General features: G+C 45.5%; 25 protein-coding genes. 9 read left to right on the forward strand and 16 right to left on the reverse strand.

The window, feature by feature from the left end; all coding sequences use genetic code 11:
- The 3 genes from IEY13_RS08725 (at position 1) to IEY13_RS08735 (ending at position 5,637) form a co-directional block, all read left to right on the forward strand.
- Positions 1-1,056 carry an efflux RND transporter periplasmic adaptor subunit gene (locus tag IEY13_RS08725; protein WP_188951599.1) on the forward strand — a complete coding sequence of 352 codons (1,056 nt, stop codon included), beginning with the start codon at positions 1-3 and terminating at the stop codon, positions 1,054-1,056.
- Entirely contained in the window at positions 1,053-4,133 is a 3,081-nt protein-coding gene (locus IEY13_RS08730; protein WP_188951600.1) for an efflux RND transporter permease subunit, read from the forward strand. The genes IEY13_RS08725 and IEY13_RS08730 overlap by 4 nt, the downstream gene beginning before the upstream one ends.
- Positions 4,134-4,227: 94 nt before the next feature.
- Positions 4,228-5,637, forward strand: coding sequence for a hypothetical protein (locus IEY13_RS08735; protein ID WP_188951601.1), 1,410 nt, complete (start codon positions 4,228-4,230; stop codon positions 5,635-5,637).
- Between the two features lie 184 nt (positions 5,638-5,821).
- Here IEY13_RS08735 and IEY13_RS08740 read toward each other — a convergent pair whose 3' ends face one another.
- The 8 genes from IEY13_RS08740 to IEY13_RS08775 all read right to left on the reverse strand — a co-directional run bounded on the left by IEY13_RS08740 (position 5,822) and on the right by IEY13_RS08775 (position 12,984).
- Complete coding sequence (locus IEY13_RS08740; protein WP_188951602.1) at positions 5,822-6,133, reverse strand: iron-sulfur cluster assembly protein; 312 nt, start codon at positions 6,131-6,133, stop codon at positions 5,822-5,824.
- Positions 6,134-6,140: 7 nt separating this feature from the next.
- Positions 6,141-6,566 carry a SufE family protein gene (locus IEY13_RS08745; RefSeq protein ID WP_188951603.1) on the reverse strand — a complete coding sequence of 142 codons (426 nt, stop codon included), beginning with the start codon at positions 6,564-6,566 and terminating at the stop codon, positions 6,141-6,143.
- 11 nt (positions 6,567-6,577) lie between these two features.
- A complete protein-coding gene (locus IEY13_RS08750; RefSeq protein WP_188951604.1) occupies positions 6,578-7,792 on the reverse strand; it encodes an aminotransferase class V-fold PLP-dependent enzyme in 1,215 nt (404 codons plus the stop codon).
- A gap of 72 nt (positions 7,793-7,864) precedes the next feature.
- Positions 7,865-9,184, reverse strand: a complete 1,320-nt coding sequence (gene sufD / locus IEY13_RS08755) for a Fe-S cluster assembly protein SufD (protein WP_188951605.1) — start codon at positions 9,182-9,184, stop codon at positions 7,865-7,867.
- A 5-nt stretch (positions 9,185-9,189) separates the two neighbouring features.
- Positions 9,190-9,957, reverse strand: a complete 768-nt coding sequence (gene sufC, locus IEY13_RS08760) for a Fe-S cluster assembly ATPase SufC (protein ID WP_188951606.1) — start codon at positions 9,955-9,957, stop codon at positions 9,190-9,192.
- A gap of 20 nt (positions 9,958-9,977) precedes the next feature.
- A complete protein-coding gene (gene sufB, locus IEY13_RS08765) occupies positions 9,978-11,423 on the reverse strand; it encodes a Fe-S cluster assembly protein SufB (RefSeq protein ID WP_188951607.1) in 1,446 nt (481 codons plus the stop codon).
- 192 nt (positions 11,424-11,615) lie between these two features.
- Positions 11,616-11,777 (reverse strand): phosphatidate cytidylyltransferase, encoded by a 162-nt coding sequence (locus tag IEY13_RS08770; RefSeq protein ID WP_188951608.1) that lies wholly within the window; start codon positions 11,775-11,777, stop codon positions 11,616-11,618.
- Between the two features lie 73 nt (positions 11,778-11,850).
- Positions 11,851-12,984, reverse strand: coding sequence for a DNA topoisomerase IB (locus IEY13_RS08775; protein ID WP_188951609.1), 1,134 nt, complete (start codon positions 12,982-12,984; stop codon positions 11,851-11,853).
- Positions 12,985-13,040: 56 nt separating this feature from the next.
- Here IEY13_RS08775 and IEY13_RS30345 point away from each other — a divergent pair, with 56 nt between their 5' ends.
- Entirely contained in the window at positions 13,041-13,472 is a 432-nt protein-coding gene (locus IEY13_RS30345; RefSeq protein ID WP_188951610.1) for a septal ring lytic transglycosylase RlpA family protein, read from the forward strand.
- 20 nt (positions 13,473-13,492) lie between these two features.
- Here IEY13_RS30345 and IEY13_RS08785 read toward each other — a convergent pair whose 3' ends face one another.
- The 6 genes from IEY13_RS08785 to IEY13_RS08815 all read right to left on the reverse strand — a co-directional run bounded on the left by IEY13_RS08785 (position 13,493) and on the right by IEY13_RS08815 (position 19,260).
- A complete protein-coding gene (locus tag IEY13_RS08785) occupies positions 13,493-15,091 on the reverse strand; it encodes a Kelch repeat-containing protein (protein WP_188951611.1) in 1,599 nt (532 codons plus the stop codon).
- Positions 15,084-16,484 carry a fibronectin type III domain-containing protein gene (locus IEY13_RS08790; protein WP_188951612.1) on the reverse strand — a complete coding sequence of 467 codons (1,401 nt, stop codon included), beginning with the start codon at positions 16,482-16,484 and terminating at the stop codon, positions 15,084-15,086. The genes IEY13_RS08785 and IEY13_RS08790 overlap by 8 nt, the downstream gene beginning before the upstream one ends.
- 260 nt (positions 16,485-16,744) lie before the next feature.
- Positions 16,745-17,407: a protein-L-isoaspartate(D-aspartate) O-methyltransferase gene (locus IEY13_RS08795; protein WP_188951613.1), complete on the reverse strand. Its 663-nt coding sequence runs from the start codon at positions 17,405-17,407 to the stop codon at positions 16,745-16,747.
- Positions 17,408-17,493: 86 nt separating this feature from the next.
- Positions 17,494-18,027, reverse strand: a complete 534-nt coding sequence (locus IEY13_RS08800; protein ID WP_188951614.1) for an SRPBCC family protein — start codon at positions 18,025-18,027, stop codon at positions 17,494-17,496.
- Positions 18,017-18,919, reverse strand: a complete 903-nt coding sequence (locus IEY13_RS30115; protein ID WP_229687796.1) for an SRPBCC domain-containing protein — start codon at positions 18,917-18,919, stop codon at positions 18,017-18,019. The genes IEY13_RS08800 and IEY13_RS30115 overlap by 11 nt, the downstream gene beginning before the upstream one ends.
- Positions 18,920-18,930: 11 nt before the next feature.
- Positions 18,931-19,260 carry an ArsR/SmtB family transcription factor gene (locus tag IEY13_RS08815; protein WP_188951615.1) on the reverse strand — a complete coding sequence of 110 codons (330 nt, stop codon included), beginning with the start codon at positions 19,258-19,260 and terminating at the stop codon, positions 18,931-18,933.
- Between the two features lie 886 nt (positions 19,261-20,146).
- On the opposite strand from IEY13_RS08815, the gene IEY13_RS08820 reads away from it, so the two are divergent.
- Complete coding sequence (locus IEY13_RS08820; protein ID WP_188951616.1) at positions 20,147-20,776, forward strand: hypothetical protein; 630 nt, start codon at positions 20,147-20,149, stop codon at positions 20,774-20,776.
- A 70-nt stretch (positions 20,777-20,846) separates the two neighbouring features.
- Here IEY13_RS08820 and IEY13_RS08825 read toward each other — a convergent pair whose 3' ends face one another.
- Both IEY13_RS08825 and IEY13_RS08830 read right to left on the reverse strand, forming a co-directional pair.
- Positions 20,847-22,574 carry a phospho-sugar mutase gene (locus tag IEY13_RS08825; RefSeq protein ID WP_188951617.1) on the reverse strand — a complete coding sequence of 576 codons (1,728 nt, stop codon included), beginning with the start codon at positions 22,572-22,574 and terminating at the stop codon, positions 20,847-20,849.
- A gap of 78 nt (positions 22,575-22,652) precedes the next feature.
- Positions 22,653-23,150: a phosphoribosyltransferase family protein gene (locus IEY13_RS08830; protein ID WP_188951618.1), complete on the reverse strand. Its 498-nt coding sequence runs from the start codon at positions 23,148-23,150 to the stop codon at positions 22,653-22,655.
- Positions 23,151-23,284: 134 nt separating this feature from the next.
- Here IEY13_RS08830 and IEY13_RS08835 point away from each other — a divergent pair, with 134 nt between their 5' ends.
- From IEY13_RS08835 to IEY13_RS08850, 4 genes are all read left to right on the forward strand, one after another.
- Complete coding sequence (locus tag IEY13_RS08835; RefSeq protein WP_188951619.1) at positions 23,285-24,610, forward strand: 4Fe-4S dicluster domain-containing protein; 1,326 nt, start codon at positions 23,285-23,287, stop codon at positions 24,608-24,610.
- A 49-nt stretch (positions 24,611-24,659) separates the two neighbouring features.
- On the forward strand, positions 24,660-25,052 hold the full coding sequence (locus IEY13_RS08840) for a four helix bundle protein (RefSeq protein WP_188951620.1): 393 nt from the start codon (positions 24,660-24,662) through the stop codon (positions 25,050-25,052).
- A gap of 2 nt (positions 25,053-25,054) precedes the next feature.
- Positions 25,055-25,834, forward strand: a complete 780-nt coding sequence (locus tag IEY13_RS08845; protein WP_188951621.1) for a (Fe-S)-binding protein — start codon at positions 25,055-25,057, stop codon at positions 25,832-25,834.
- 77 nt (positions 25,835-25,911) lie between these two features.
- Positions 25,912-26,433, forward strand: a complete 522-nt coding sequence (locus tag IEY13_RS08850; RefSeq protein ID WP_188951622.1) for a hypothetical protein — start codon at positions 25,912-25,914, stop codon at positions 26,431-26,433.
- The last annotated feature ends 76 nt before the right edge of the window (positions 26,434-26,509 follow it).

Raw genomic sequence — 26,509 nt, forward strand, 5'->3', positions numbered from 1 at the left:
ATGAAGCCAGCCATACTTTTACTTACCCTTACTGCTGCCGCAGGCAGCTGCCACAACAACAAACCCGCTGCTGAAAAAACAACCGGCCGCGATACTATTCCCGTTCAGGTAATGAGCCTGGAAAAGGCAGACAGCCGGCAGGATATTTTTGCATCCGGCCAGTTTACCACCGACGATGAAACCAGCCTGGGTTTTAAAAACGGCGGCGTTATTAACCGCATTTATGTAAAAGAAGGCGATGCAGTAAGCAAAGGCCAGTTAATAGCCACACTGCACCTGGCAGAAGTGAATGCACAGGCAGAACAGGCCACGCTGGGCTTACAAAAGGCAGAAAGAGATTATGCGCGTGCCAGCAGTTTGTATAAAGACAGTGTGGCCACACTGGAGCAGATGCAGAACGCCAAAACCGCCCTGGATGTGGCACGCCAGCAACTGAGCGCCGTTAAATTTAATCAGAGCTATTCTGAAATTAAAGCACCTGCCAACGGCTATGTACTGCGCAAGTTTGCCAACGAAGGTCAGGTGGTTGGCCCCGGTACCCCCGTGGTAATGGTAAACGGTGGCCGCCAGGGTGAATGGCTGCTGAAAGCCGGGGTAAGCGACAGACAATGGGCTGCCATACAACCTGGCGATAAGGCGTACATAGAAACAGACGCCCTGCCCGGTCAGCGCCTGCCCGCCACGGTATCTAAAAAATCAGAAGGGGTTGATGCCACCAGTGGCACCTTTATCATTCAGCTGAAACTACAGCAGAAACCCCACGCTATAGCATCGGGCCTGTTTGGCAAAGCTACCATCACCCCTTCCCAGGCAGTAAACGCCTGGGTAATACCTTACGATGCGTTGCTGGATGGCGATCAGAACGAAGGCTATGTGTTTGTGACCAATGATAACAAAACTGCCGAAAAAGTGAAAGTATCGCTGGGCGGTATTGCCAACAACAAGGTGTTTGTTACCGGCGGACTGGATAGCGTAAAAGCCTTGATCATTTCCGGCAATGCCTACCTCAACGACCACTCCCCTATTGTTATTCAAAATAATACTGCACGCCCATGAAAATTTCAGCCTACGCGGTAAAGAATTACCAGTTCACCCTCATTATGGTTTTAATGGTAATAGCACTGGGTGTTACTACCGTATTAAACATGCCCCGCTCGGAAGATCCGGACCTGAACGCGCCCAACTTTCCGGTAATTGTGGTATACCCCGGCACCAGCCCCAAAGACATGGAAGACCTGGTGGTAAAGCCACTGGAAAAACGCATCTATGGTCTGGATAATATTAAACGCATCAAATCTACCATCAGCGATGGTTTGGCGGTACTTACTGTAGAATATCGTTACAGCAGTAATGTAGACGACAAATACCAGGAACTGGTACGCGAAACCAATGCCGTGCGGGCCGAACTGCCTGCTGACATTTATAAAATGGAGGTACAGAAAGCCGACCCCAGCAATGTGAACATTCTGCAGATAGGGCTGGTATCAGACAATGCCTCGCGGGAGAAGCTGCAAAAAGCAGCCGAAGACCTGCAGGATGGTCTGGAAAAGATTAAGCAGCTAAAGAACGTAGAAATTGCAGGCCTGCCCGACCGTATTATCCGTGTGGATATGCAGCTGGAAAAAATGGCGCAATTACGCATTCCTGTTAACTATATAGCCGGTGCCCTGCAAAGCGAAGTAGCCAATATACCCGGTGGTAACGTTAACCAGAACAGCAAATCGTTCAATATTAAAACCAACGGCAACTATCAGAATATTGATGAGATAAGAAACACCGTAGTATTTACTGCCAACGGTAAAAACATACTGCTGAAAGATGTAGCTGCTGTATACTTCGATTACGCACCGGAAACTGATATTACCCGCCTCAATGGCCACCGCTGTGTGTTTGTGGTAGCCGCACAAAAGTCGGGCGAAAACATTACTCAGGTACAGAAAGCCTACCTGCCGGTAATTGAAGCATTTAAAAAATCACTTCCTGCCAATATAGACCTGCAACTGCACTTCGATCAGGCAGAGAATGTAAACCACCGACTGGGCGGGCTGGGTAAAGACTTTCTGATAGCCATTGGCCTGGTATTACTTACCCTGTTGCCGCTGGGCACCCGGGCTTCACTGGTAGTAATGTTTTCTATACCTCTATCGCTGGCTATAGGTATTGTAATGACCAGTCTGCTTGGCTACAGCCTTAACCAGTTAAGCATTGTAGGCTTTGTAGTAGCACTGGGGCTGCTGGTAGATGACAGCATTGTGGTAGTGGAAAATATTGAACGCTGGCTGCGCGAAGGGCATTCCCGGTTAGATGCCACGCTTAAAGCCACCAAACAGATAGGTATGGCCGTACTGGGTTGCACCGCCACCCTTATTATAGCCTTTATGCCACTGATGTTTTTACCCGAAGCTTCCGGCGATTTTATACGCAGCCTGCCGGTAGCCGTTATCTGTTCCGTGCTGGCATCTATGATAGTAGCGCTTACCGTAGTACCCTTCCTCAGCAGTAAACTGCTGAAGCCCCATGCCCATGCAGAAGGCAACCTGTTTATGCGTGGTCTGCAAAAGATTATTCATGGCAGTTATGCAAAACTGCTGGATAAGGCACTGCACCATCCCATTATCACCATCATTGTTGCCGTAGTAATTTTCGCAGGAGCCTTACGGTTAATACCGGTGGTAGGTATGAGCCTTTTCCCGGCCTCAGAAAAGCCACAGTTCCTTATTAATATATCTGCCCCCCTGCAATCCAACCTGCACTATACAGATTCCATTGCCCGGCAGATTGAAAAGGAACTGAAAAAGATGCCCGAAGTACAATACTTTGCTACCAACGTAGGCAAGGGTAACCCACGCATTTACTATAATGTGTTTACACAAAACGAACGTACGGACTTTGCAGAGCTGTTTGTACAGTTACACCCCGATACACGTACCGATAAAAAGCAGGAGATTATACAACTGCTGCGTAATAAATGGACACCCTACCCCGGTGCCAAAGTAGAAGTGAAAGACTTTGAGCAGGGCGAGCCCATTATTTCGCCGGTAGAAGTACGCCTTCAGGGAGAAGATCTGGATACCCTGCGTATGCTGGCCTCAAAGGTGGAGGATATGTTGATTAAAACACCAGGCACCCTCTACACCAACAACCCGGTACGCAACCTGAAAACAGATATACGCGTACAGATTAATAAAGACAAAGCACAGGCCCTGGGCGTACCTACCGTAAATATAGGCCGCACCGTACGTATGGCCATAGCAGGTTTGAATGTAGGCACTTTTACCAACCCCGATTCGGATGGAGATGATTATGCCATCATTCTTACCACCCCACGCCCGTCTTATCCGGACCTTACCATTTTTGATAACCTGTATGTAAACAACAGCCAGGGCCAGGCCATTCCCTTATCGCAACTGGCTACCCTGCAACTGGAAACCTCTCCGCTTAAAATCAACCACCACAATAAAAACAGAACCGTATCTGTCAATTCCTTTGTACAAAAAGGTTACCTCAACGACCGGGTAATACAAAGCGTAATTGAGCAGATGAACAAAATGAAGCTACCTAAAGGCTATACCTACGAAATGGGTGGCGAAATAGAAAGCCGCAACCAATCGTTCGGAGGCTTTGGCAGCATCATTCTGGTAACCCTGTTTCTGTTTATTGCGGTACTGATTCTGGAGTTTAAAACCTTCAAAAGCACATTGATTGTATTAAGTGTAATACCACTGGGTATTGTGGGCGCCGTACTGGCCCTGCTGGTAACAGGCAATTCTATGTCGTTCGTGGCCACCATTGGAATTGTAGCATTGGCCGGAATTGAAGTAAAGAATACCATACTACTGGTAGACTTTACCAACCAGCTACGCAGAGAAGGCATGGGCCTGATGGAAGCCGTGGAAAAAGCAGGTGAAATACGCTTCCTGCCTATTATTCTTACCACGCTTACTGCTATTGGTGGGCTGTTGCCTATTGCACTTTCCAGCAACCCGCTGATATCGCCACTGGCTATAGTAATGATAGGAGGTTTAATCAGCTCTACATTGTTATCGCGTATTGTTACGCCGGTAGTGTATAAGCTGATACCGCCCAAAGTGGAAGTAGAAACAGAAGCTCCGGCAGCACCATCGGCTTCCTGATAATATCTGTATGCAATTTTTCAGCAACCACTGCCCAAAGCGGTGGTTGCTTTATTTTTGGGGTAAATACAATTTTCAACCATCAATACACTGTATGACAAAAGCAGCCTCACTACTACTATTCGGTTTACTTTTATATAACATCGGCCACAGCCAAACCTTAACAGATGTAACCACCGCTGCCGGCAGCAACGTAACCGGCAATGCAATAAAAATAAATGGCTCCAATAATTTTCCCACAGGCTCCGAAGGGCTGGAATTATACTTTTCCAGTGGGGTAAGCCGAATCAATTCACTTAACCGAACAACTACTGCCCGGTTTCCGCTGGAATTCAACGCTTCCACATTCAACTTTATCAGTAATCGGCCATATTTCCTCAATAGAACCATCCCGGGGTCAACAGAAGATTCTCAGGGGCCTAACTATCTGTTGCTTCATAAAATGTATACAGGTACATTAATGCCTGAATCTTATGTAATGGGGCGAATAAGTGCTATAAGAGGCGGCGTATCTGCCGGAAACAGAAAAATATCGGTGGAAGTAAATACAGCCACCGCTTATAACTTTAACAGAGGAAGCATTATGAGCCATTTTGAGGCACAACGGCTCGTTTCTCTCACCTACAATAATGAAACGTATCTGGCACTTGAATTTTTAAACAATTCCACCGTATATAGTCTCTCCTTTACCGGATATGCATCTGGAGAGTCCTTTGCACTGCTGAGAGATGAGGATGTTACCAATGTTCAGGAGTTTGTTCCAACAGATGCTATTAATGTTCAGGGCAGACTTTCACTGGGCTATTTTGGCGGAGGTGCACCTGTTTCCAGATTTCATATGATCGAGAACGTTGCTGCCAGAGACAACTTCATCACCGTCCACAACACCAGCAATACTAACTCCAGGCTTGTTGCAGGTACAGCAGGTACCAGCTATGCCGTTACCAACCATGCTGGAAGTAGTGTAGTGGAAAGCTATAACGATCTGCACTTGTCAGCTGCTATTGCCGGGAATATTTATTTTGAAACTGGCAGAACAGGCACTACTTCACCTGTTAGAATGAAGCTTACCAATAACGGTACACTTGTTATAGGCACCGAAACAGTACCAACCGGCTACAAGCTTGCCGTGAATGGTGCTGCACTATTTACCAAAATAGTAGTAAAGCCTTATGACAAATGGCCTGATTATATATTTGATTCTTCTTACCGTTTAACTCCGCTGCCGCAGCTGGAACAATATATTCAGCAGCACAAACATTTACCAGATGTACCCTCCGCCGCTGTAGTAGAGAAAGAAGGTATAGATATGGGCAGTAACCAGGCTGCATTGCTGAAGAAAATTGAAGAACTCACCCTTTATATTATTTCTCAGCATAAAGAACTGAACAATCAGAAGCAGGCACAGGCAGCTGAAAAACAAGCGTTGGAAAACAATAACAAATTGCTGGAACAACGCTTACAAACACTTGAACAAAAGCTAAACAACCTGTTGAAGCAATAAGGCTAAAACTATAGTAACCATCAACAGAAAACCGGCTTAACAGCCGGTTTTCTGTACATTCTTACACAACCAATTACACTGATAGGATGGATACAGGTTACATCCCCGCCCGTATATATGGCCGATGAAAATTTTCTGAAAGATCATGTAATAAAGCAGGTGAACGCAGCATGCTACTTTGAATTTATAACCATCCCAGCTCCAGCTTCGCCTCCTCACTCATCATTTCCTTATTCCATGGCGGATCAAAAGTAAGGTGAACATGCACATCCCCCACACCTTCCACAGCGCGTACTTTGCTTTCCACTTCAAATATAATATCACCTGCTACGGGGCAGGCAGGGGCTGTAAGGGTCATGATAATCTGTACTGAATTGTTATTTCCTATCTCAATACCATACACCAAACCCAGTTCAAATATGTTTACCGGTATCTCGGGGTCATGTACCGTACGTAGTACATCTTCTATCTTATCTCTTAAGGTAACTTCGTTCATGATACTGTTATTTTTGTTCCTGTACCTGAAAAGCAATAGCATACGCTTTTATCTGCTTTACCATACTCAGCAGGCCGTTAGAACGGGTGGGCGATAAATGACTGGTAAGGCCAATACTGTCTATAAAATACAGATCAGCTCCGGCAATTTCCTTGGGCGTATGGCCCGATAACACCTTTACTACCAGACTAATCAGCCCGCGGGTAATTACCGCATCGCTATCGGCCGTAAAGTTAATCACACCGTCTTTGTATTCCGCATGCAGCCACACACGGCTCTGGCAGCCTCTTATCAAATGATCTTCGGTTTTATACTGCTCTTCAATCATGGGAAGCTCCTTGCCTATCTGAATAATATTTTCATATTTATCCATCCAGTCGCTGAACAACTCAAACTCTTCTATAATCTCATCCTGTTTTTCCTGAATCGTCATAACACACATTTTTAGTCCAGCATAGCCGCAGCCTTTTTCAGGGCAGCCACCAGTATATCCACTTCTTCTTTTGTATTGTAAAAAGCAAAGGAAGCACGCGCCGTTCCGGGTATACCCAGAAAATCCATTACCGGCTGGCAGCAATGGTGCCCGGTACGTACCGCAATACCTTGTTTATCCAGCAGTTCACCCACATCAAACGGATGCGTGTTTTTATACAGGAAGGAAATAACGCCGGAACGTTCGGGCGATTTACCCACCAGACGCAGGCCTTCAATAGCGGTCAGTTGCTCCAGCGCATAAGCCAGCAGCGCCTGCTCTTCTTTCTGAATATTGTCCAGGCCAATAGCCGTTACATAATCAATCGCCGCCGCCAAACCTACTGCTCCGCTCATATCCGGCGTACCGGCTTCAAACTTAAACGGCAGATCGTTATAGGTGGTTTTGGCAAACGTAACGGTCTTAATCATATCACCACCGCCCTGGTAAGGAGGCAGTTTATTCAGCCATTCTTCTTTGCCATATAGTATACCCACACCGGTAGGGCCATACAGTTTGTGGCTGGAGAATACCAGAAAATCCACATCCAGCTCCTGTACATCTACCGGAATATGCTGTACCGCCTGCGCACCATCCAGCAATACCGGAATGCCTTTGCTATGTGCCTGTTTTATAATTTCACGCACGGGGTTAACGGTACCGAGTGAGTTACTTACATAGGTACATGCTACCAGTTTAACCGTATCATCCAGTAAAGCCGGCAGCTGATCCATTTGCAGCACACCGTCTTCATTCATCGGAATCACTTTTACGGTAGCGCCCTTTTCTTCGCAGATCATTTGCCAGGGCACAATGTTAGAATGGTGCTCCATGGCCGATATCAGAATGCTGTCGCCCGCTTTCAAAAAACCGCGGCCGAAACAGCTGGCAATCAGGTTTATTCCATCGGTGGTGCCTTTGGTAAAAATTACCTCGTACGTATGCTTTGCGTTAATAAACGCAGCCACTTTGGTGCGGGCCGCTTCAAACGCATCGGTAGCCTGCTGGCTCAGCAGGTGTACACCACGGTGCACGTTGCTGTTATACGTTTTATAGTAATGATCCAGTGCTTCCAGCACAGCCGTTGGCTTTTGTGTGGTAGCGCCGTTATCCAGGTATACCAGTCGTTTACCATATACTTTCGTATCCAGTATGGGGAAATCCTTCCTGATCGCTTCTATATCCATGATACTATAAATTTAAAAGTGGGGAGTTGTAATACAACACCCCACTATATACATTCAAAAGAGTAATTGTAGTTACGCACCAGCTGCCATGGCTGCTGTCATCTTCTGATGAATCAGCTCCTGCAGATGTTCGCGGATAGGCTCGTGTTCTATCTTGTCTGTCACATCAAACATAAAGGCTTCTACCAGCAGTTTGCGGGCGCTCTCCTCTCCTATGCCACGGCTCTGTAAATAGAACAGAGACTCGTTGTTAAACTGACCAATAGTACAACCGTGGCTACACTTTACATCATCTGCAAAAATCTCCAGCTGTGGCTTGGCATATACCGTTGCCTTATCGCTTATCAGCAGGTTATTGTTCTGCTGGTAGGCATTGGTTTGCTGGGCTTCGCGCTGTACAAACACCTTACCGTTAAACACTGCACGGGCATTGTCCAGCAGTACGCCTTTGTAATGCTCGGTACTCTGGCAGGCCGGGTGAATATGTTCAATAGCTGTATGGTTATCGGTAAGCTGGTTACCGGCAGCCAGGTAAAGGCCGTATAGATGACTTTCTGTAGCAGTACCATCCAGTTTCAGTTCCAGGTTATTCCGTATCAGGTCTGCACCCGGCAGGCTGAAGGTATAGTTGCTGTAACGGCTGGTACGGTGCTGGGTTACCTGTGTATGGTGTACCCATCTTTCACCGGGAGCGTTATCCTGAATACGGTAATGCGTGCATTCGCCGTTCTCTTTCACTATCACCTGCAGCACATTGTTAAAAAACATAGCCTGCTTAGGATGCAGTGATACAGAGGTTTCCAGGAATACAGCGCCGGCACTGCGGTTTACCACAATTACCTGGCGTGGGTGAAACAGTGTAGGTACAGAAGCAGTGTTCACATGAATAATGTGTACCGGCTTTTCTATAGATACATTCTTAGGCACTTCAATATAAACACCATCGGTAAAAAATGCCGTGTTCAGCTGAGTAAAGGAGTTACCACCGGTATGGTCTTCCGCTTCAAAATGCGCGCGGAATGCATCGGTGTTAATCACCTCCTGTAAAGGACCAATGTGCATTTCATCAGGCTCCGGCAGTACCGATAAACCCGAATGAATACGGCCGTTTACCACCACCAGGCGGTAAGCTTCCAGCCCTTCAATGGCTGCCGCATCTACTGCCTGCTGTATGCCTGCATCACCGGCAGCTTCAGCAGTTACGCTAAAGTCCACATCCAGATAAGGCACCAGGCTGGTAAAACGCCAGTCTTCTTCTTTTACAGAAGGAAAACCTTTGGCTTTAAATTTGGCAAAAGCCGCTTCCCGCAAAGGCGTAAGATCAGCTGCGTTGCGGGATTCAAACGCAGCGGACAATTTATTATATAAAGGTGTAGCTACCTGATTCGTCATAATAATTATTGAATGGATTCACTTACTCTCAGTTCTTCTTTCAGCCAGTCGTAGCCTTTGTCTTCCAGCTCCAGCGCCAGTTCTTTGGTACCGGAACGTACAATTCTGCCATTATACAGCACGTGAACCACATCAGGAACAATGTAATCCAGCAGGCGCTGATAGTGGGTAATCAGTACAAAAGCATTGTCTTTTGAGCGTAATTTGTTTACACCATTCGATACAATACGTAAAGCGTCGATATCCAGTCCGGAATCGGTTTCATCCAGAATGCTCAGCTTAGGCTGTAACATAGCCAGCTGAAATACTTCGTTGCGTTTTTTCTCACCGCCGCTGAAGCCTTCGTTCAGAGAACGGTTGGCCAGCTTGGCATCAAACTCCACCAGTTTCTGCTTTTCCCTGGTCATAGCCAGGAACTCCTTCGCGCTTAACGGAGGTAAGCCATGGTGTTGTCTGATTTCGCCCAGCGCGGTTTTCAGAAAGTTGATATTAGAAACACCGGGAATTTCTACCGGGTATTGAAATGCCAGGAAAACACCTTCCCTTGCTCTTTCTTCCGGTTTCATATCCAGTACGTTTTTGCCATCCAGCCACACCTCACCACCTGTTACCTCATAGTTTTCACGACCAGCCAGTACACTTGCCAGTGAACTTTTACCGGAACCGTTGGGTCCCATAATCGCATGCACTTCGCCTGCGTTTACAGTAAGGTTGATACCTTTTAAGATCTCTTTACCGTCAATACTCGCGTGTAAATCTTTTATAACTAACATTGTCCTCATTCTTTGTTTAACTAGCCTACACTGCCTTCCAGCGTAAGGGATAATAATTTTTGTGCTTCTACTGCAAATTCCATCGGCAACTGGTTCAGTACCTCTTTGGCATAACCGTTTACAATAAGGGCAATTGCCTTTTCCTGGTCAATACCACGCTGGTTCAGGTAAAACACCTGGTCTTCTCCAATTTTGCTGGTAGTAGCTTCGTGCTCCAGCATGGCGGTATTGTTTTTAGATTCAATGTAAGGAAAGGTATGCGCCCCACAGTTATTGCCTATCAGCAGCGAATCGCACTGGGTAAAATTACGTGCGTTGTTAGCCTTAGGGCCAATCTGTACCAGACCACGATAGCTGTTTTGTCCCTCACCGGCAGAAATGCCTTTGGAGATGATACGGCTTTTGGTATTAGCACCGAGGTGGTGAATTTTAGTACCCGTATCAGCTATCTGCTTTTTATTAGTTACGGCCACAGAGTAAAACTCGCCTTCAGAGCCTTCACCCAGTAACAATACACTCGGGTATTTCCAGGTAATGGCTGAACCGGTTTCCACCTGTGTCCAGGATATTTTAGAACGCTCGCCACGGCAGGCGCCACGCTTGGTAACAAAGTTGTAAATACCACCTTTACCATCTTTATCGCCAGGATACCAGTTTTGTACAGTAGAGTACTTGATTTCCGCATCTTTCATCGCAATCAGTTCCACTACCGCCGCATGCAGCTGGTTTTCGTCGCGCATAGGCGCTGTACAACCTTCCAGGTAGCTTACATAACTGCCTTCATCGGCAATAATCAGCGTACGCTCAAACTGGCCGGTATTTTCCGCGTTAATACGGAAATACGTACTCAGCTCCATAGGGCAACGCACCCCTTTGGGAATGTACACGAAAGAACCATCTGTAAATACTGCTGTATTTAAAGAGGCAAAAATGTTGTCAGACGGCGGCACCACAGTACCCAGGTATTTTTTTACCAGGTCAGGATGGTTCTGAACCGCTTCGCTGATAGAACAGAAAATAATACCCAGCTCTTCCAGTTGTTTTTTGTAGGTAGTGGTAACAGAAACACTGTCAAACACAATATCTACTGCTACACCCGCCAGGTGCTTCTGCTCGTTAACAGGAATGCCCAGTTTTTCAAAAGTGCGCAGCAATTCAGGGTCTACCTCATCCAGGCTGCTGTATTTAGCCTGTTTTTTGGGAGCTGCGTAATAGGAGATTTTCTGGAAATCCATTTCCGGCATCTCGAAATTTTGCCAATGGGGCATTTCCTGCTTCAGAAAGGATTGGTATCCTTTCATCCGCCATTCCAGCAACCATTCAGGCTCATTCTTCTTCTCAGAAACGAACCGAACGGTATCTTCGTTCAGGCCGGCAGGAACGATTTCCATATCAATATCCGTAACAAAACCGTACTCATATTCCCGCTCCGCCAGCTGCTCTAGTATATCGCTATCGTTATCCATTGCGCAAAGGTACATCCAAACAGCCGTTTCAGAAAGTTCTCGGGCACTAAAAAGACATTAACACTTAGTAGTTTAGCACTTTTTAAGACATTGTTATACCCTAAAAAGGCCATAAATGCCCGATACTCAATAAAAAACGCCAGGCGAACCGGTCGTCTGACGTTTCTTTTACATACGTTGCTATATACGGAATTATTTGCGTCCCCTCGAAAACAGCCATACAATAACAGCCACCACCGCAAATACGAGCAGAATACCCACCCATACGCCGGCTTTAAATATATCACCTACTATCTGGCAGCTGCTCAGGGCCATCATCATGGCCACAATACTCATTACATGGATCTTTTTCATAGTGTTTACGGTTTAAAAGTCATTAATACTCAATCAAATTTCAAAAAGCCTACCACATCCCACTCCGCCATTTTTAATTTTTACTTTTGACTTTTAACTTCTCTTCTGTAGAACCATTTCCCCTGTTAATGGCTTTCAGCACCTTCATCAGCACCTCCTCTTCCCCGGTAAGCCCAGCAGTTTCGTCCGGCTCCTCCAGATCGTCAAGTTCCTTTAAATAACGTTGCAGCTTTTTATCCTGATATAATTGTATCAGTCCGGGATGCACATAATATTTTTTACACACGGTGCGGGTATTACCCAGTTTTTTACTCACTTCATCCAGCATAGTATTTACCGCACGCTTTCCTTCCGTTTCCGTCAGTGCCTCCCCCGCCGCGCACAACGTGTGTAACGCCAGCAGCGAGCCAGCCCAGGTGCGGAAATCCTTGGCCGTAAAATCCTGCCCGGTAGCGGCTTGTATATACCGGTTTACCATGCCGGAATCCACCGGATGCCGGTTACCTTCCGCATCATAATATTGAAACAGTTCTTTACCGGGTATATCCCGGCATTGCTGCACCGCTTTGGCCAGTCTCCGGTTTTTCAGTGTAATCTCATGATCAATTCCTTTCTTGCCGGTAAAAGCAAACTTCATTTCGCTGCCGTGTATCTGTACGTGTTTGTCTTTAAGCGTGGTAAGCCCATACGATCCGTTCAGCTTTTCATATTCACTGTTTCCTACCCGTATAAACGTACGTTCCATCAGGCTTACTACGGTAGCCAGCACCTTTGCCTCGCTCAATCCGGGCAAGGCCATATCACGCTCAACCTGTAGCCGTAAAGCCGGTAATGCCTTCCCAAACTCGTACATATGATGAAACTTGGTTTCGTTGCGCACCACCTGCCATAGTGCATGGTAGCGGTATTGTTTTCTGTTACGGGTATCTTTACCGGTAGCCTGTATATGGCCGTTAGGCAACGCACATATCCACACATTCTCCCAGGCTGGCGGAATAGCCAGCTTACGGATGCGCTCCAGCTGCATCTCATCTGTCAAAGGTTTGTCTCGATAGAGATAACTGAAGTTTTTGCCTTTTTTTACACGGACAATCCCCGGCAGATTGTCGTTTACATATACCAGTTTTACTACGGAGGCGGCTTCTTCATAGTTGCGGTGTACGGCAAGTATAGCTTTATGAGAAAGCCGGATGGCTGCTTCTCCCATGGTGTTTTTTACGAATCAGATAAAAAAAGTATGCCGGAAGAATGTATTTTGCAGCCATGCGTCAGAAACCCCTTATCCTTGTCAGCGCCTGTTTATGTTTATTAGTCACCGTAAGCTCCTGCCACCGCAAAAGCGTTCCTGAAAAAAGCACCGGTGGAAAAACTTCGGGCAGCACTTCCAGCTCCTCCGGTAAAATGACGAAACAAACCGGAAAGGCTTCCTACTATGCCGATAAGTTCGACGGCCGCAAAACCGCCAACGGGGAAATATTCAGCCAGAAAAAGCTCACCGCCGCACATCGTACGCTTCCGTTCGGCACCATGGTAACGGTTAAAAACCTGGCCAACGGTAAAAGCGTAACGGTGCGCATTAATGACCGGGGACCATTTGCCGGAAACCGGCTTATTGATTTAAGCAGGGCTGCGGCCAATGCGATTGATATGGTGAAGCAGGGGGTGGTGAGTGTGGAGATTGCGTATAGGAAATAAGCAACCTCCTCATATGTTATCTAGTCCGCAGTAAACCGGAACATTTTCCCTTTATCATAAATAATAGCAGCGTTGCCATTTACAAAAGCAGCAGATTTTGCAAAAAAGTGAGTAAAGTTTGCAGGCATAGCAGGCGTGGCGTAATCAGAAATACGTGTCCAGTGTAAAGTTTCCAGATCCAGCTCCCAGCTATCAGACATATAATACTCGCCTCCACCGAAAGCATCATATCCATAATACACCCCTCCCAGCATATACCCTTTCCTGCCTATTGTAAAACAAACAGACCGATATCTTTCTTTAATGGGCTCTTTCAACTCAAGCTGCTTCCATTTATCTGTTGATAAATCGTATTCCCAGAAATCATTAATCACCAACGATTGCGGAAAATACCCACCAAACATATAAATCTTGTTTCCGTAATTAAACATAGCGGAACAGATTACAGAAGTGCCTGGAAATTCTGCTTTACGCGTCCATACATCGGTAGCAGGATTATACTCCCACACATCTGTAAGCGGGCCATTACTATTACCCCCAATAATGTAAATTTTATTATTTATTACAAACCCTGTGGGGTCAAACCGCCGCCTTCCAGGAAAATCTCTTTTTTGCGTCCAGCGGTTAGTAGCCGGATCAAATTCGTATACCCTGCCACTGGAAGGAAATTCGGTAGTATATAACATAGTATCACGGCCGGCTATGCAGTAAATTTTACCATTTACCGCATACATATCGTGTTCTTTAATAAAGCTGGCGGGATAATTACGGTAGTTACCCCAACTCCATTTGTCAGATGTTATATCATAAGTAAGCATATCATTATGCAGGCCGGTGGGATACGTCATGGCATAATTGGCACCTCCCAGTAAGTAACCGGTATTTCCAATCTGACAAACACCAAAAGAAGAGCGGTAGTCAAAGGGAAGATCATTCAGCGCAGTATAACGTCCTTTCAGAATATCCAGCGTGTCAGATGTTACCAAACGCAAACCATTCCGTTCAATCTCTATACTCTTTTTACCCGGCATTAACAAATCAGGTACCATTACAAGCAGAGTATTATCCAGCTCTGCTGCTACTTTTGCTTCCAGCCCTCCTATCTTCACTTTCGAGTCTATAACGGAAGGTTGAACGTCTTTAAATGTAGTAACAATCTCCAGCCATTGCCCACGGGAAGCCATAGGCGTGGAACTCTGGCCACCACCAATAGCAGTTATCTGAAATGGGCGGGCAACCAGTGTTTTTCCGCTGCTCAGGTATAACTTGTTACCCTTTCTGGCAAAAACTTTCATATGGTAAATAGTAGCAGCCAACAGAGAATCCACTACACAACTATCTGTTTTTTGTGTAAACTTTTCCAGTTTACCCATACTATACACCCGCTCAGCAGCCATACTATTAATAGAATCACGCGAAACCATTAAACCATATTCATCATAAGAATAACCAGAATCTGCTTTTACAGAAAAAGTTACCACATATCTGTTCAGGGCAAGCGGGTTAACAGTTAAAACAGTGAGAGAACCGGGTGCTTCTACAGGCACAGAAATATAATCAGTCTGTTTTTTGCAGGAAAACAACAGCGTTATTAATGCTGCAAAGTATATTTTATTCATAAAAGCCTGTAGGATTTAGTTTTAATAACCACAATACGGAATTGATATTATAGCCGGCCGACATAGATACAGCCATGCAATATCCACCATCGGCTGTTTGTATTACTGAGCGGGCCATGGCTTCATAATTGCTACCCAGGTATGTTCCGGACCATTCCACTTTATCAGATGCATCATACTTCCATAGCATAGCCTTACGGCTATAATTTCCCTCCCAGGTACAGGCAATATATCCGTTATCGGGCGTTGGTAGTAACTTTACAATAGTTCCGTAAAACTCATCCAAACCTACCTGAATAGTATTTATCACATTGCCCGACAAATCTGTACGGATAATACGCTTTTCTGAAATCTGCCCTATTCCCAACCTGAAGCCGCCTAATATCAAATGTTCTCCCACCCTGATCAGGCTGGTTGAAAAATCATACTTACTATCTCCATAATCAGCCTCCCACAAAAAGTTACCCGCTCCATCAATACGGAACAACCAGCGCTGGGTGTTACCATCTTCCCATCCTGCAACCGGCAGCGCTTTGGAGCCATATACATATATTTCATCTTCTGTTTTGCCAAAAATGATATCATTGCCCTGGTTGCGTAGGGTGGTACCGTATGTCTTACGCCATTTTAACTCCCCCTGGGCATTCAACCTCCTTACAGATGCAATCATATACATTTTAGGATTGTTCAGTCCCTGATCAAAACCAGTTACCAGCAAATCTCCATTCGAAGCCCGGATAAAAGACTGAAAGGCAACTTCTGAATAATTAAACTCCCGGTACCACATGGTGTTTCCCTCTCCATCCAGCTTCAGCAGATAAGAAGAGCCCATTATAACATAGCCATCTCCTGTTGCCAGTATCCTGGTTCCTATTGCCCGGTAAGGATACATTTTACGCCACTTTTCGTTTCCCAGCGAATCCAACCGGGCAACAACCAGTGCATTTCGGGTACCATAAAACATACAAACAACATATCCGTTGTCGGGTGTAGCCACAAGATCGTAAGGAGATACATTGGTAAATAACGACTTTGCAAACTTCAGATAACCATCATCTGTTGTAAACTGAAAGGAAGTGGACACAGTGCCTGGTGCCTTTCCTGCCAATGCCTTTACTTTTAAAGTATAAGTTGTTGCAGGCTCCAGATCCGTAAACCGGTATTCGGTTTTCTGTAAGCCGGTTACAATTGTTTTTCCATTTAATTCCAGCGTATATATTACACTATCGCTCTGGTAATCACCGGCTTCATTCCATTGAAATGCAGCCGTAGTGGAACCCCTTTCTGTAATGCTTATATGAAACGCTTGTAAATCCGGTAAACCAGGAACAGTAATAACAGCCGGATCATCGGGCAATAAAACGGTATCCTTTTTCTGGCAGCAAACAGCCATAAGAATACAGCAACAAAAGAAAGCATGTTTTAACATAGCTAAGGGCTGGGTATGTGAACGTTGTATATGAACAGGAAAATTATAAAACTTATCTGTTTTATTAAGAAAATTCTCTGCCAGCACAAAATCAATAAGCAATAGCACGCGCAACATTAAAATAACAAACCTACCCTTTCTTTACACTGCGCATTACATTGTAAAAAACCAACAGGGCATTCACTGGTTGATGAATGCCCTGTTACTATAATAAAAACCTCTATTTATCCATTCTTACCGGTCAGCATTGGCACAAAGGAAAACAAATCAAAGCTTTCCTCCGTAGTAGCATTCTCTCCCACCTTCGTAATCCGCAGCATACGCTGTGAACTGCCATCGGCCTCATCAACCGGTATAACCATATACCCACCCACTTTCAGTTGTGCAATCAGCTTGGGTGGAATAAAAGGAGCAGCGGCAGTGATAATAACTTTGTCAAACGGTGCATAGGTAGGCAATCCCTCAAACCCATCTCCATAAAAGAATTTGATGTTGGGATACTTGCTCTTGAACACGTAGCCTTTGTTGTGCTCGTACAAATTCTTCTGGCGCTCAATTGTGTAAACGCGTGCCTGCATCTGTGCCAGCACCGTGGCCTGATACACACTGCCGGTACCTATTTCCAGCACCTTATCACCCCTTTTAATCTGTAACAACTGGGTTTGATAGGCTACGGTATAAGGTTGTGAAATAGTTTGCCCTTCTCCAATAGGAAAAGCACGGTCTTCATAGGCAATGGCATCAAAAGCCGAATCTAAAAAGAAATGCCGGGGAATGGTGTTGATGGCTTCCAGTACACCCTCATCCACAATACCCTTCTCACGTAACAGGCTTACCAGCTGGTTACGCATGCCTTTGTGCCTGTATAAATCTTCATACTTTCTCATATCTCCTGCAAAGGTACAAAGCCTGCGCCAGCCTGGCCAGCGCAGTTGTAATATGTTGACAATTAATCAGGTATATGATATTTTTCTCACAACACCTGTACATACGCCTCTTCCAGCCCTGCATGCAATTGCCAGAAATTGTCTGGCGTTCTCCCCTCCAGCTGTGCCAGTAGTATCGCCATATGTGTATGCCATCCGGATGATACACTTAAACGATTCGCTTTATCCTGCTTCAGTTTACGGTGAGTAATCACTACCCGTGTTGCATCTGCCTGAGCCGTTAGTTCAAAGGTTACCTCCGATTCATCACCCCAGGTAAAACTTAATATATGCGGCGGCTCACACACCAGCACCTTCCCCTTCAGGTCGGCTCCGTTCTCCATGCTTTTATACTTAGCTGGTATCTCACCTGGTAAAGGACTCAGATTATTATGATAAAAATGCAATGCTACATTACCACCCGGCCATAACTCCATTTCCCCCGCTGCCAGCCACAGCGCACGCTTGTCAGATTCAGTAATATAAGCCCATATCTTTTCAGGCGTACCAGGTAATACCCTTTCCATATACAACGTATCATCTGCTATGAAACGTCCATAACTATTGTTCTTATTTTCCATGTTGCACAGCGTTTTTGGGAAACTTATCAGCAATAAGGTTTAGTAATAATCCATGTTCCAGGTAGGCCTTCAGGCCATCCAGTACCGTGGTAAAGCCACCTGCCGTATCAGCCACCAGCTTTATCAGGTCGCTCCCGCTTACATTAAAACCATAATGGGTAATTACCACATAAGTAGTATCATCTCCCAGGTCACGAAATTCAAAATCCACATAGGTAGCAGGTTCATCCCACTCAATCGCTATCTTTTTGCCGGGTACCGCCTCACGTACATATACGTTGGTAGATACATTATACATCTCCCAGGTCCAGGTAACCGTTTTGCCTTTTTCCAGTATATCACTTCCATGGGTAAACCAGAAATGCCGGGTAACAGCAGGATCTGCAAATGCGGTATATACCTCCGCTGCCGGTTTGCGTATCAGCATCTGGGCGGTAACGCGTGGTATATCGGTTTCTGCCAGATACACACTGTTCAGTTTACCCAGCATAAACGTCCAGCCTTCTCTGGTACGGCCCGCATAATCTGCCCAGTCTGCTGCCAGTTCATGGGTAAGCACCAGCCTGCATCCGCCGGCTGTAGTAAACAATTCAATATTCACAACACTCTCATCTACCGATCCCCCTTCTATACCCCACGTAAAACTCAATTGCCTGCCGGGCACCAGCGCCAGATAGGTGCCCACATGGTTAATAATATCATCACCCCGCTTTACCAGGTAAGAGAACTGACCGCCCACTACAGGGTCGTTTTCCAGGCGTAGAATTTCCTCTTCCCGCACCGCCGGGCCAAACATCCATTTGCCCAACCATTCCGGCTTTAGCCAGGCATCGTATACCGCTTCCGGCGAAGCAGCCATAATACGTTCCAGCGTAATACTTATTTTTTCCATGGCTTATCAGTTTATACGTTAGCGTTATCCTTGTCTTGTTTCAGCAGGTCTTCCAGCACATCCAGCCGCCGGTTCCAGAATTCGCTGTACTGTGCTACCCAGGCCTGCACCTCCTGTAACGATTGCAGATTGGCATTACAATAATGCTCCCGGCCTTTCTTCACTACAACCACCAAACCACACTCCGTTAGTATACGCATGTGTTTGGAAACCGCCGGACGGCTTATGTCAAACTGCCCGGCTACCGCATTCAGATTCAGGGGCTTTTGTGCCAGCAGCTGAATAATAGCCCTGCGTGTAGGATCGGCAATAGCCTGAAATACATCTCTTCTTACTTCCATAAACCTTACAAAATACGTAACCATATAGTTACACATCAAAAATAGGAAACTATATGGTTACATAAAAAGAAAATCCGGTATTCTGGTTTAATTAAAATGTACCGCACAAAATTTTCTGAAAACATTAAATTGTTTATTTTCACTGCCAGAGAAAACTCCCGCACGCTACAACTGCATCCGCAGTTGTTTTAAAATCCATTACTCAAGTCCATTTAAAACCAAAAGTTCTTTGGCAATATTTTGCAGTGCTTTACCGGAAAAGCCTGCATCGGCAGAAAATATATCCGGTACTGTTGAGCAGTTGTTTGTTCTTCCGTAACAACCAGCTGTTACTACTGAATAAAAACCGGAGAATACACAGAAAAACAATAGTTGTGTAAATGTTTGTAGTGTTTGTGCAATTTGTTTTTGGGTTGCTTTGCTAAATACTAAAACACTTCCAAAAAACTTCAGGAAGTACGTTCATTGTTTAAAAACACTTCCTGAAATGTTCAGGAACGCTGCTACTTACCATAGGCACTTCCTAAACATTTCAGGAACACTATTTATAAATGTTGGGCGCTGAAATAATTTTTCCGGTAACGGAAAATTCACCGGCACACTTCCTACACTTTTACGGAAGTGTTTTCTTTAAATTTTCATTGCCACATTTTTAGTGTTCGTTACTGAAAAAAGTACAAAAAGAGTTCCTGAAATATTTGGGAAGCGTTTTATAACAATAATGGTAGCCAACCCATAAACCGCAGTAGCCCCAGGAAGAAAAGCAATAACGAACAAGAAAAATGAGGTAACAGAAAAGAAAATAACGGTAACGTGAAAACATACAAAACACTTCCCGAACATTTTAGGAAGTGTTTATTTTTTAATAAAACACCTGAATAAAATAATGACGTTAAGAAAATATGCTGATTTTGTTCCTAAAACAGATAGTGGAAAGCTGGAATGGTGCAGAAATTTCCTGAGTGGTATAAGAGAAGCGGTAGCCCGCACCGGTAATACGTATAAGAACGATAATGAAATAACGGAACTGGAGAATGAAATACGCACCTACATTGAGGCACTCGAAGATGCGGAAAGAAAGAAAATTGAATCTAAAGCAGCCAATAGCCTGAAACGGGTACTGGAGCGCAAAACCATTTTCCGCATGCGCACCATGGCTATGGTTTTAAAACGCTCAGGGGCAGATGAAAGTGTCATAGCCAGACTGAGCATTAAATGTAAAAATGAAGCAATTGATGAAAGCCTGCTGAAACCCAGTTTTAAAGCCAAAGTGGTGAGTGATATAGTAGAGCTGCATTTTACCAAAAACCACCTTTTTAATGTATCGTTTTATTGCCGCTTTCCGGGGCAGGAATGGCAACCGATAGGCTATGGATTTGATTCGCCCTATATAGACAAGCGCCCGCTGGCCATTCCGTTACAACCAGAGCGCCGGGAATACATGGGCCGCTTTGCCAGTACATTGGTTGAAACAGGACAGTTCAGTGATATTGTTAGCGTGGTTTTTGGAGGATAGTACTATAGCAAAAAGCCCGTAACAAGTATTGAAAACCTGTTACGGGCCTGCATATCATATCACTGCCGGATTACTTCAGCTTCATATCGGTAATAATACCCTTGATTCTGTTTTCCAGCTCAGCATACGTAGCATCAAACTGATCTTTGGAGGCCAGTTTAGTGTTTACGCTGAAATAGAATTTAATCTTAGGCTCGGTGCCGGAAGGGCGGGCAGAAATTTTAGTGCCATCTTCCAGTACAAACTGCAATACGTTGCTCTTAGGCAGGGTAATATCCCAGCTTTCGCCGGTTTTCAGGTTTTTACCTACCTGTAACTGGTAGTCCAGCAACTGCACCACCGCAGATCCGTTAATGGTAGCAGGTGGGTTGTTACGGTAGCTCTGCATCATTTCAGCAATTTCTTCCTGGCCACGCATACCTTTTTTGGTAATGCTTATCAGGTGCTCTAAGAAGAAGCCGTACTGAATATATAACTCAATCAGTTTATCGTACAGTGTTCTGCCTTGCTCTTTTTCGTAAGCAGCCATCTCACACAATAAAGCCACGGCACTTACCGCATCTTTATCACGCACCTGATCGCCGGTCATCAAACCAAAGCTTTCTTCACCACCAATAACGTAGTTCTCTTTACCTTCTTTCTCTTTAATCAGCTCCGCAATCCATTTAAAGCCGGTAAGTACATTATAGCAGCTGATATTGTTTTGTTTTGCTACTTCATCAATCATTTCAGAAGTAACAATGGTTTTAATAACCATATCGTTCGGCTGTGCCAGTCCTTTTTTCTTACGCGCCTCAATAGCGTATGCAAAAGCCAGTACTGCCGTTTGGTTACCATTCATCAGTACCCAATCGCCCTTGTGGTTTTTAACACCCACACCTACGCGATCCGCATCGGGGTCGGTACCCGTAAGAATATCCGCGTCAAGTGCTTTAGCTTTCTTTAAACCAATAGCCATAGCGTCCGCTTCTTCCGGGTTGGGGTAAGCAACCGTAGGAAAATTACCATCCGGAGTAGCCTGCTCTTCCACAACGGTTACATTGGTAAAGCCGTATGCTTTTAACACCGCCGGTACCAGCATAATACCTGTACCGTGGATAGGTGTATATACAATTTTAAGATCGTGCTGTTTGCTGATTACTTCCGGATACACGCTCAGGCCTTTCACCATGTTGATGTATGCTTCGTCGGTATCTTTACCAATCAGGGTAATCAAACTTTCACCACCAGTGAACTTCACCTCATCTACATTGCTGATGGCTTCTACTTCGTGAATTACATTTTTATCGTGGGGAGGAACCAACTGGCCACCATCGTTCCAGTAAGCTTTATAGCCGTTGTACTCTTTAGGGTTGTGCGATGCGGTACAAACCACACCCGCCTGGCAACCCAGGGTACGAATAGCAAAACTCAGTTCCGGCGTAGGGCGCAGGGCTTCAAAAAGATATACCTGAATACCATTGGCTGCAAACACATTGGCGGTGGTTTCTGCAAAAAAACGGCTGTTATTACGGCTGTCGTGACCAATTACCACTTTAACAGGCTGATCGCCATAGGTTTTACGCAGATAGTTGGCAAAACCCTGGGTAGCCATACCTACCGTATACTTGTTCATACGATTGGTGCCTACACCCATAATGCCACGCAAACCGCCGGTACCAAACTCCAGGTTGCGGTAAAAAGCATCTGCCAGTTCATCCGGCGTGTCTTTCTGTAACCTTGTAATTTCGTCTTTTGTTGCCTGGTCATAGCTGCCGTTCAGCCATTCGTTTACTTTAGCCTGGATGTTTGCGTCCATAAAATATCAGATTATTTTTTTATGCGGTGAGCAATTTCACGATTATAATTGAAAGTACCAATGTCCGTTTTTAACAGCTTACAGGTAAGCGCCCAGCACTTCGCCATTTTCTACCTCTACCTGTATATGCGCCTGCTCGGTGGTAGCCAGCGATAAACCCACATAATCCGCCTTTATGGGGAAATGTTTGTGCATGCGTTCTACCAGCACCAGTGTTTGTATTCTTTTAGGAAAATAAGCCAGCAGCGGTTTCAGTGCATATAATAAGGTATGGCCGCTATTGGTTACATCATCCACAATAATTACGTTTTTTCCGGTAAAATCCACCTGTTCGCTCAGCGTTACGTCTGTGGGCTGGTGTTTATCCAGACTTACAGAAATTACCTGTACCGGTGCTTTCAGGTACGGCTTTGCCAGCGCGCCTATTTTTTCAGCAAGTACCATACCGCTCTGGCGCACACCTATAATAATAAGCGGTGCCTCATCTTCGCTCAGTTGCTCTGCAATTTCCAGCGCCATCCGTTGCATTTTTTGCTCGGCAGTGGCCTTATTCAGTACGTAATTTCTGTTCCCCATCCGGTGGTTTTTAATGGCTGATGTGCCGCAAAATAAAGCTACAATTCACAAATAGCAAATTACATATTGCAAAAACAGCCATTAACGAGCAGAAAATCAGTTACCTTAGCGCCATACAACAACCTAGTTGCCGTATGCATATTATTCAGGAAGCAGCCTTTATTGTGGTGTTGGCTGTAGCAATTATACTTTTCAGTAAAAAATCCCGGCAGATATACAGAAACATAATGCTGGGTCGCCCCGAACCGTTAAACGATCAGCCGGAAAAACGTTGGCGCAACCTGTTGCTGCTCGCATTCGGGCAAAAGAAAATGTTCCGCAATCCGCTGGTAGCCGTACTGCACTTTGTGGTATACGCCGGTTTTATCATTATTAATGCGGAGGTACTGGAAATTCTGCTGGATGGCATTCTGGGCAAACACCGCCTGTTTGCAGAGCCACTGGGCGGATTTTATAATGTTCTCATCAATTCATTTGAAATACTGGCCGCCGGTGTGTTACTGGCCTGCGCCATCTTTCTGGTAAGAAGGAATCTGGTAAAAGTAAAACGCCTGAACCACAGTGACTTAACAGGATGGCCCCGCAGCGATGCCAACTACATTCTGATTACTGAGATTGTACTGATGACGCTGTTTTTGACCATGAATGCAGCTGATACCCTGTTACAGCAGCGTGGCTACAGCCACTATGGGGAAGCGGTTACCGGTAATTTCCGGGTATCCGCTCTGTTTCAGCCTATGCTGGCCGGTTTAAGCAGCGGCACACTGGAAGGTATTGAAAGAACCTGCTGGTGGTTGCACATACTGGGCATTCTGGCCTTCCTTAATTATTTGCCGTATTCCAAACACCTGCATATTGTACTCGCCTTCCCCAATGCCTGGTTTGCCCGCCTGAAACCGATGGGTGAAATGCACAATATGCCCGAAGTACAGAAAGAGGTATTGTACATGATGCAGCCCGAACTGGCTCCGCCTGCCGATCAGGCCCCTGCAGAAATGCCCCGTTTTGGTGCACGTGACGTGATGGACCTGAGCTGGAAAAACGTGCTGGATGCTTATAGCTGTACCGAATGCGGACGTTGTACTGCTGCCTGCCCGGCCAACATTACGGGCAAAAAGCTGAGCCCCCGGAAGATTATGATGGATACCCGCGACCGTGCAGAAGCCATCGGAGAAAACATCAACGCAAATGGAGAATACAAAGACGATGGTAAATCTTTAGTTCACGACTATATTACTGAGGAAGAACTTCGTGCCTGTACTACCTGTAACGCCTGCGTTCAGGAATGCCCGGTAAGCATCTCCCCTCTTGATATTATTCTGCAACTGCGCCGCCACCTGGTAATGGAAGCTTCCAGCGCCCCTGCCGAATGGAATGGCATGTTCAGCAACATTGAAAACAACTTTGCGCCGTGGAAATTCTCCCCGGACGATCGCGACCGTTGGATAAGTGAAAATTGAGTTGGGAGTTTGTAGTTGGGAATTGGGAGTATTTTATAATTGCTGCCTTATGGGGAATCATAAAGACCTGATTGTTTACAAAAAAGCGTTTGAGCTGGCGATGAAGATTTTTGAGATGAGTAAGCTATTTCCAAAGGAAGAGAGATATAGCCTTACCGATCAGGTAAGACGCTCTTCCAGGTCGGTTTGTGTAAACCTGGCTGAAGGATATGGCAAGAGAGATTATCCGGCACATTTTAAAGCAAAGATTACCGATGCCGATATGGAGAATACGGAAACGCAAACATGGATTGAATTTGCTTTCCACTGCCTATATATATCAGAAACAGACTATAAGTATTGTACTGAGCAATCAACGGAAATAGGCAAACTCTTATATCACATGAAGATGCATCCTCAAAAATATAACTTCAAATTTCCAACTACAAACTCCCAACTATAACTATGGACGTACGTACTGTAGCCGATTATATGAACTCTGGTGAAACTCCCGATATACTCTTCTGGGTTGGGTGCGCAGGTAGTTTTGATCAGCGTTCCCAAAAAATAACCAGGGCATTTGCCACTATTCTTAACAAAGTAGGTCTGAAATATGCGATTCTGGGTAAAGAAGAAGCGTGTACCGGCGATCCTGCGCGAAGGGCTGGCAACGAGTTCCTGTTCCAGATGATGGCCTATAATAACATACAGGTGCTCAATGGTTATGGGATTAAAAAGATAGTAACCACCTGCCCTCACTGCTTTAACACGCTGAAGAACGAGTATCCGGCACTGGGGGGTAATTACGAGGTGATTCACCACACCACTCTTTTACAGGAATTGATTAACGAGGGCAAAATACGCCTGAAAGAAGGTGGAGCCTTTAAAGGCAAACGCATTACCTTTCACGACAGCTGCTACCTGGGACGCGCCAACGATATTTATGAGGCGCCCCGCAAAGTGCTGGAAGCACTGGATGGTGAACTGGTAGAAATGAAACGCTGCCGCTCAAACGGCTTATGCTGTGGTGCCGGTGGTGCGCAGATGTTTAAGGAAGACGAGCCCGGTAAAACCCGCATTAACACAGACCGCGCTAACGAAGCCCTGGCAACCGGCGCTAAGGTAATCGCCTCCTCCTGTCCTTTCTGTAATACCATGATGACGGATGGTGTGAAACTGGATGAGAAGGAAGAAGAAGTAAAAGTGTACGATATTGCAGAGATGATTGCTGAAAGCATGAACTAACCGCCAACAGCATGTTATAAATATTACAGCCTGACCATCGTCAGGCTTTTTTCTTGTCAATAAGTTATCTTTGTACCATGAATTGGAACTACACACACCTGCTTCCCGATAATTTCGATGCCTCTTCACGCGTATGGATTTATCAGTCCAGCCGCCCCTTTGGCATTGCGGAAGCATTAGAAATAGAAACCTTATTACACGACTTTGTTGCCAGCTGGAATACCCACGGTACACCCGTTAAAGGTTACGGCAACCTGTTCTTTGGTCAGTTTGTGGTACTGATGGCCGATGAAACCGCCGCAGGCGTAAGCGGATGCAGCACAGATAGCTCTGTTCGGGTAATAAAAGCGATAGAAGAACGCTTTAAAGTAAGCATGTTCGACCGCCAGAGCCTGGCCTTTGTTGTAAAAGACAAAGTAGAGTTGCTGCCGCTATCACAAATCGGCTACGCCGTACAAAACGGCTTTATCAGCCCCGATACTATCTATTTCAACAACCTCGCCGCCACTAAGCAGGAACTGGAAAGCAAATGGCTGGTACCGGCAAAAGACAGCTGGCTGGCTGCGCGTTTGCCTAAAGGAACCCCTGTAGCACAATAGGTTTACACCTGCCTTATACCGATATGCTATCAGAAGCCCTTTCTGAGCAACTCCATACAAGAGGCGTAGTTCAGAA

The organism is Filimonas zeae, assembly GCF_014641615.1.
Classification (GTDB): domain Bacteria; phylum Bacteroidota; class Bacteroidia; order Chitinophagales; family Chitinophagaceae; genus Filimonas; species Filimonas zeae.

What these genes read in the sequence shown, in the direction of transcription:
- IEY13_RS08725 (WP_188951599.1), top strand. Translation starts at nt 1, where the DNA reads ATGAAGCCAGCCATACTTTTACTTACCCTTACTGCTGCCGCAGGCAGC.
- IEY13_RS08730 (WP_188951600.1), top strand. Translation starts at nt 1,053, where the DNA reads ATGAAAATTTCAGCCTACGCGGTAAAGAATTACCAGTTCACCCTCATT.
- IEY13_RS08735 (WP_188951601.1), top strand. Translation starts at nt 4,228, where the DNA reads ATGACAAAAGCAGCCTCACTACTACTATTCGGTTTACTTTTATATAAC.
- IEY13_RS08740 (WP_188951602.1), bottom strand. Translation starts at nt 6,133, where the DNA reads ATGAACGAAGTTACCTTAAGAGATAAGATAGAAGATGTACTACGTACG.
- IEY13_RS08745 (WP_188951603.1), bottom strand. Translation starts at nt 6,566, where the DNA reads ATGACGATTCAGGAAAAACAGGATGAGATTATAGAAGAGTTTGAGTTG.
- IEY13_RS08750 (WP_188951604.1), bottom strand. Translation starts at nt 7,792, where the DNA reads ATGGATATAGAAGCGATCAGGAAGGATTTCCCCATACTGGATACGAAA.
- sufD (WP_188951605.1), bottom strand. Translation starts at nt 9,184, where the DNA reads ATGACGAATCAGGTAGCTACACCTTTATATAATAAATTGTCCGCTGCG.
- sufC (WP_188951606.1), bottom strand. Translation starts at nt 9,957, where the DNA reads ATGTTAGTTATAAAAGATTTACACGCGAGTATTGACGGTAAAGAGATC.
- sufB (WP_188951607.1), bottom strand. Translation starts at nt 11,423, where the DNA reads ATGGATAACGATAGCGATATACTAGAGCAGCTGGCGGAGCGGGAATAT.
- IEY13_RS08770 (WP_188951608.1), bottom strand. Translation starts at nt 11,777, where the DNA reads ATGAAAAAGATCCATGTAATGAGTATTGTGGCCATGATGATGGCCCTG.
- IEY13_RS08775 (WP_188951609.1), bottom strand. Translation starts at nt 12,984, where the DNA reads ATGGGAGAAGCAGCCATCCGGCTTTCTCATAAAGCTATACTTGCCGTA.
- IEY13_RS30345 (WP_188951610.1), top strand. Translation starts at nt 13,041, where the DNA reads ATGCGTCAGAAACCCCTTATCCTTGTCAGCGCCTGTTTATGTTTATTA.
- IEY13_RS08785 (WP_188951611.1), bottom strand. Translation starts at nt 15,091, where the DNA reads ATGAATAAAATATACTTTGCAGCATTAATAACGCTGTTGTTTTCCTGC.
- IEY13_RS08790 (WP_188951612.1), bottom strand. Translation starts at nt 16,484, where the DNA reads ATGGCTGTTTGCTGCCAGAAAAAGGATACCGTTTTATTGCCCGATGAT.
- IEY13_RS08795 (WP_188951613.1), bottom strand. Translation starts at nt 17,407, where the DNA reads ATGAGAAAGTATGAAGATTTATACAGGCACAAAGGCATGCGTAACCAG.
- IEY13_RS08800 (WP_188951614.1), bottom strand. Translation starts at nt 18,027, where the DNA reads ATGGAAAATAAGAACAATAGTTATGGACGTTTCATAGCAGATGATACG.
- IEY13_RS30115 (WP_229687796.1), bottom strand. Translation starts at nt 18,919, where the DNA reads ATGGAAAAAATAAGTATTACGCTGGAACGTATTATGGCTGCTTCGCCG.
- IEY13_RS08815 (WP_188951615.1), bottom strand. Translation starts at nt 19,260, where the DNA reads ATGGAAGTAAGAAGAGATGTATTTCAGGCTATTGCCGATCCTACACGC.
- IEY13_RS08820 (WP_188951616.1), top strand. Translation starts at nt 20,147, where the DNA reads ATGACGTTAAGAAAATATGCTGATTTTGTTCCTAAAACAGATAGTGGA.
- IEY13_RS08825 (WP_188951617.1), bottom strand. Translation starts at nt 22,574, where the DNA reads ATGGACGCAAACATCCAGGCTAAAGTAAACGAATGGCTGAACGGCAGC.
- IEY13_RS08830 (WP_188951618.1), bottom strand. Translation starts at nt 23,150, where the DNA reads ATGGGGAACAGAAATTACGTACTGAATAAGGCCACTGCCGAGCAAAAA.
- IEY13_RS08835 (WP_188951619.1), top strand. Translation starts at nt 23,285, where the DNA reads ATGCATATTATTCAGGAAGCAGCCTTTATTGTGGTGTTGGCTGTAGCA.
- IEY13_RS08840 (WP_188951620.1), top strand. Translation starts at nt 24,660, where the DNA reads ATGGGGAATCATAAAGACCTGATTGTTTACAAAAAAGCGTTTGAGCTG.
- IEY13_RS08845 (WP_188951621.1), top strand. Translation starts at nt 25,055, where the DNA reads ATGGACGTACGTACTGTAGCCGATTATATGAACTCTGGTGAAACTCCC.
- IEY13_RS08850 (WP_188951622.1), top strand. Translation starts at nt 25,912, where the DNA reads ATGAATTGGAACTACACACACCTGCTTCCCGATAATTTCGATGCCTCT.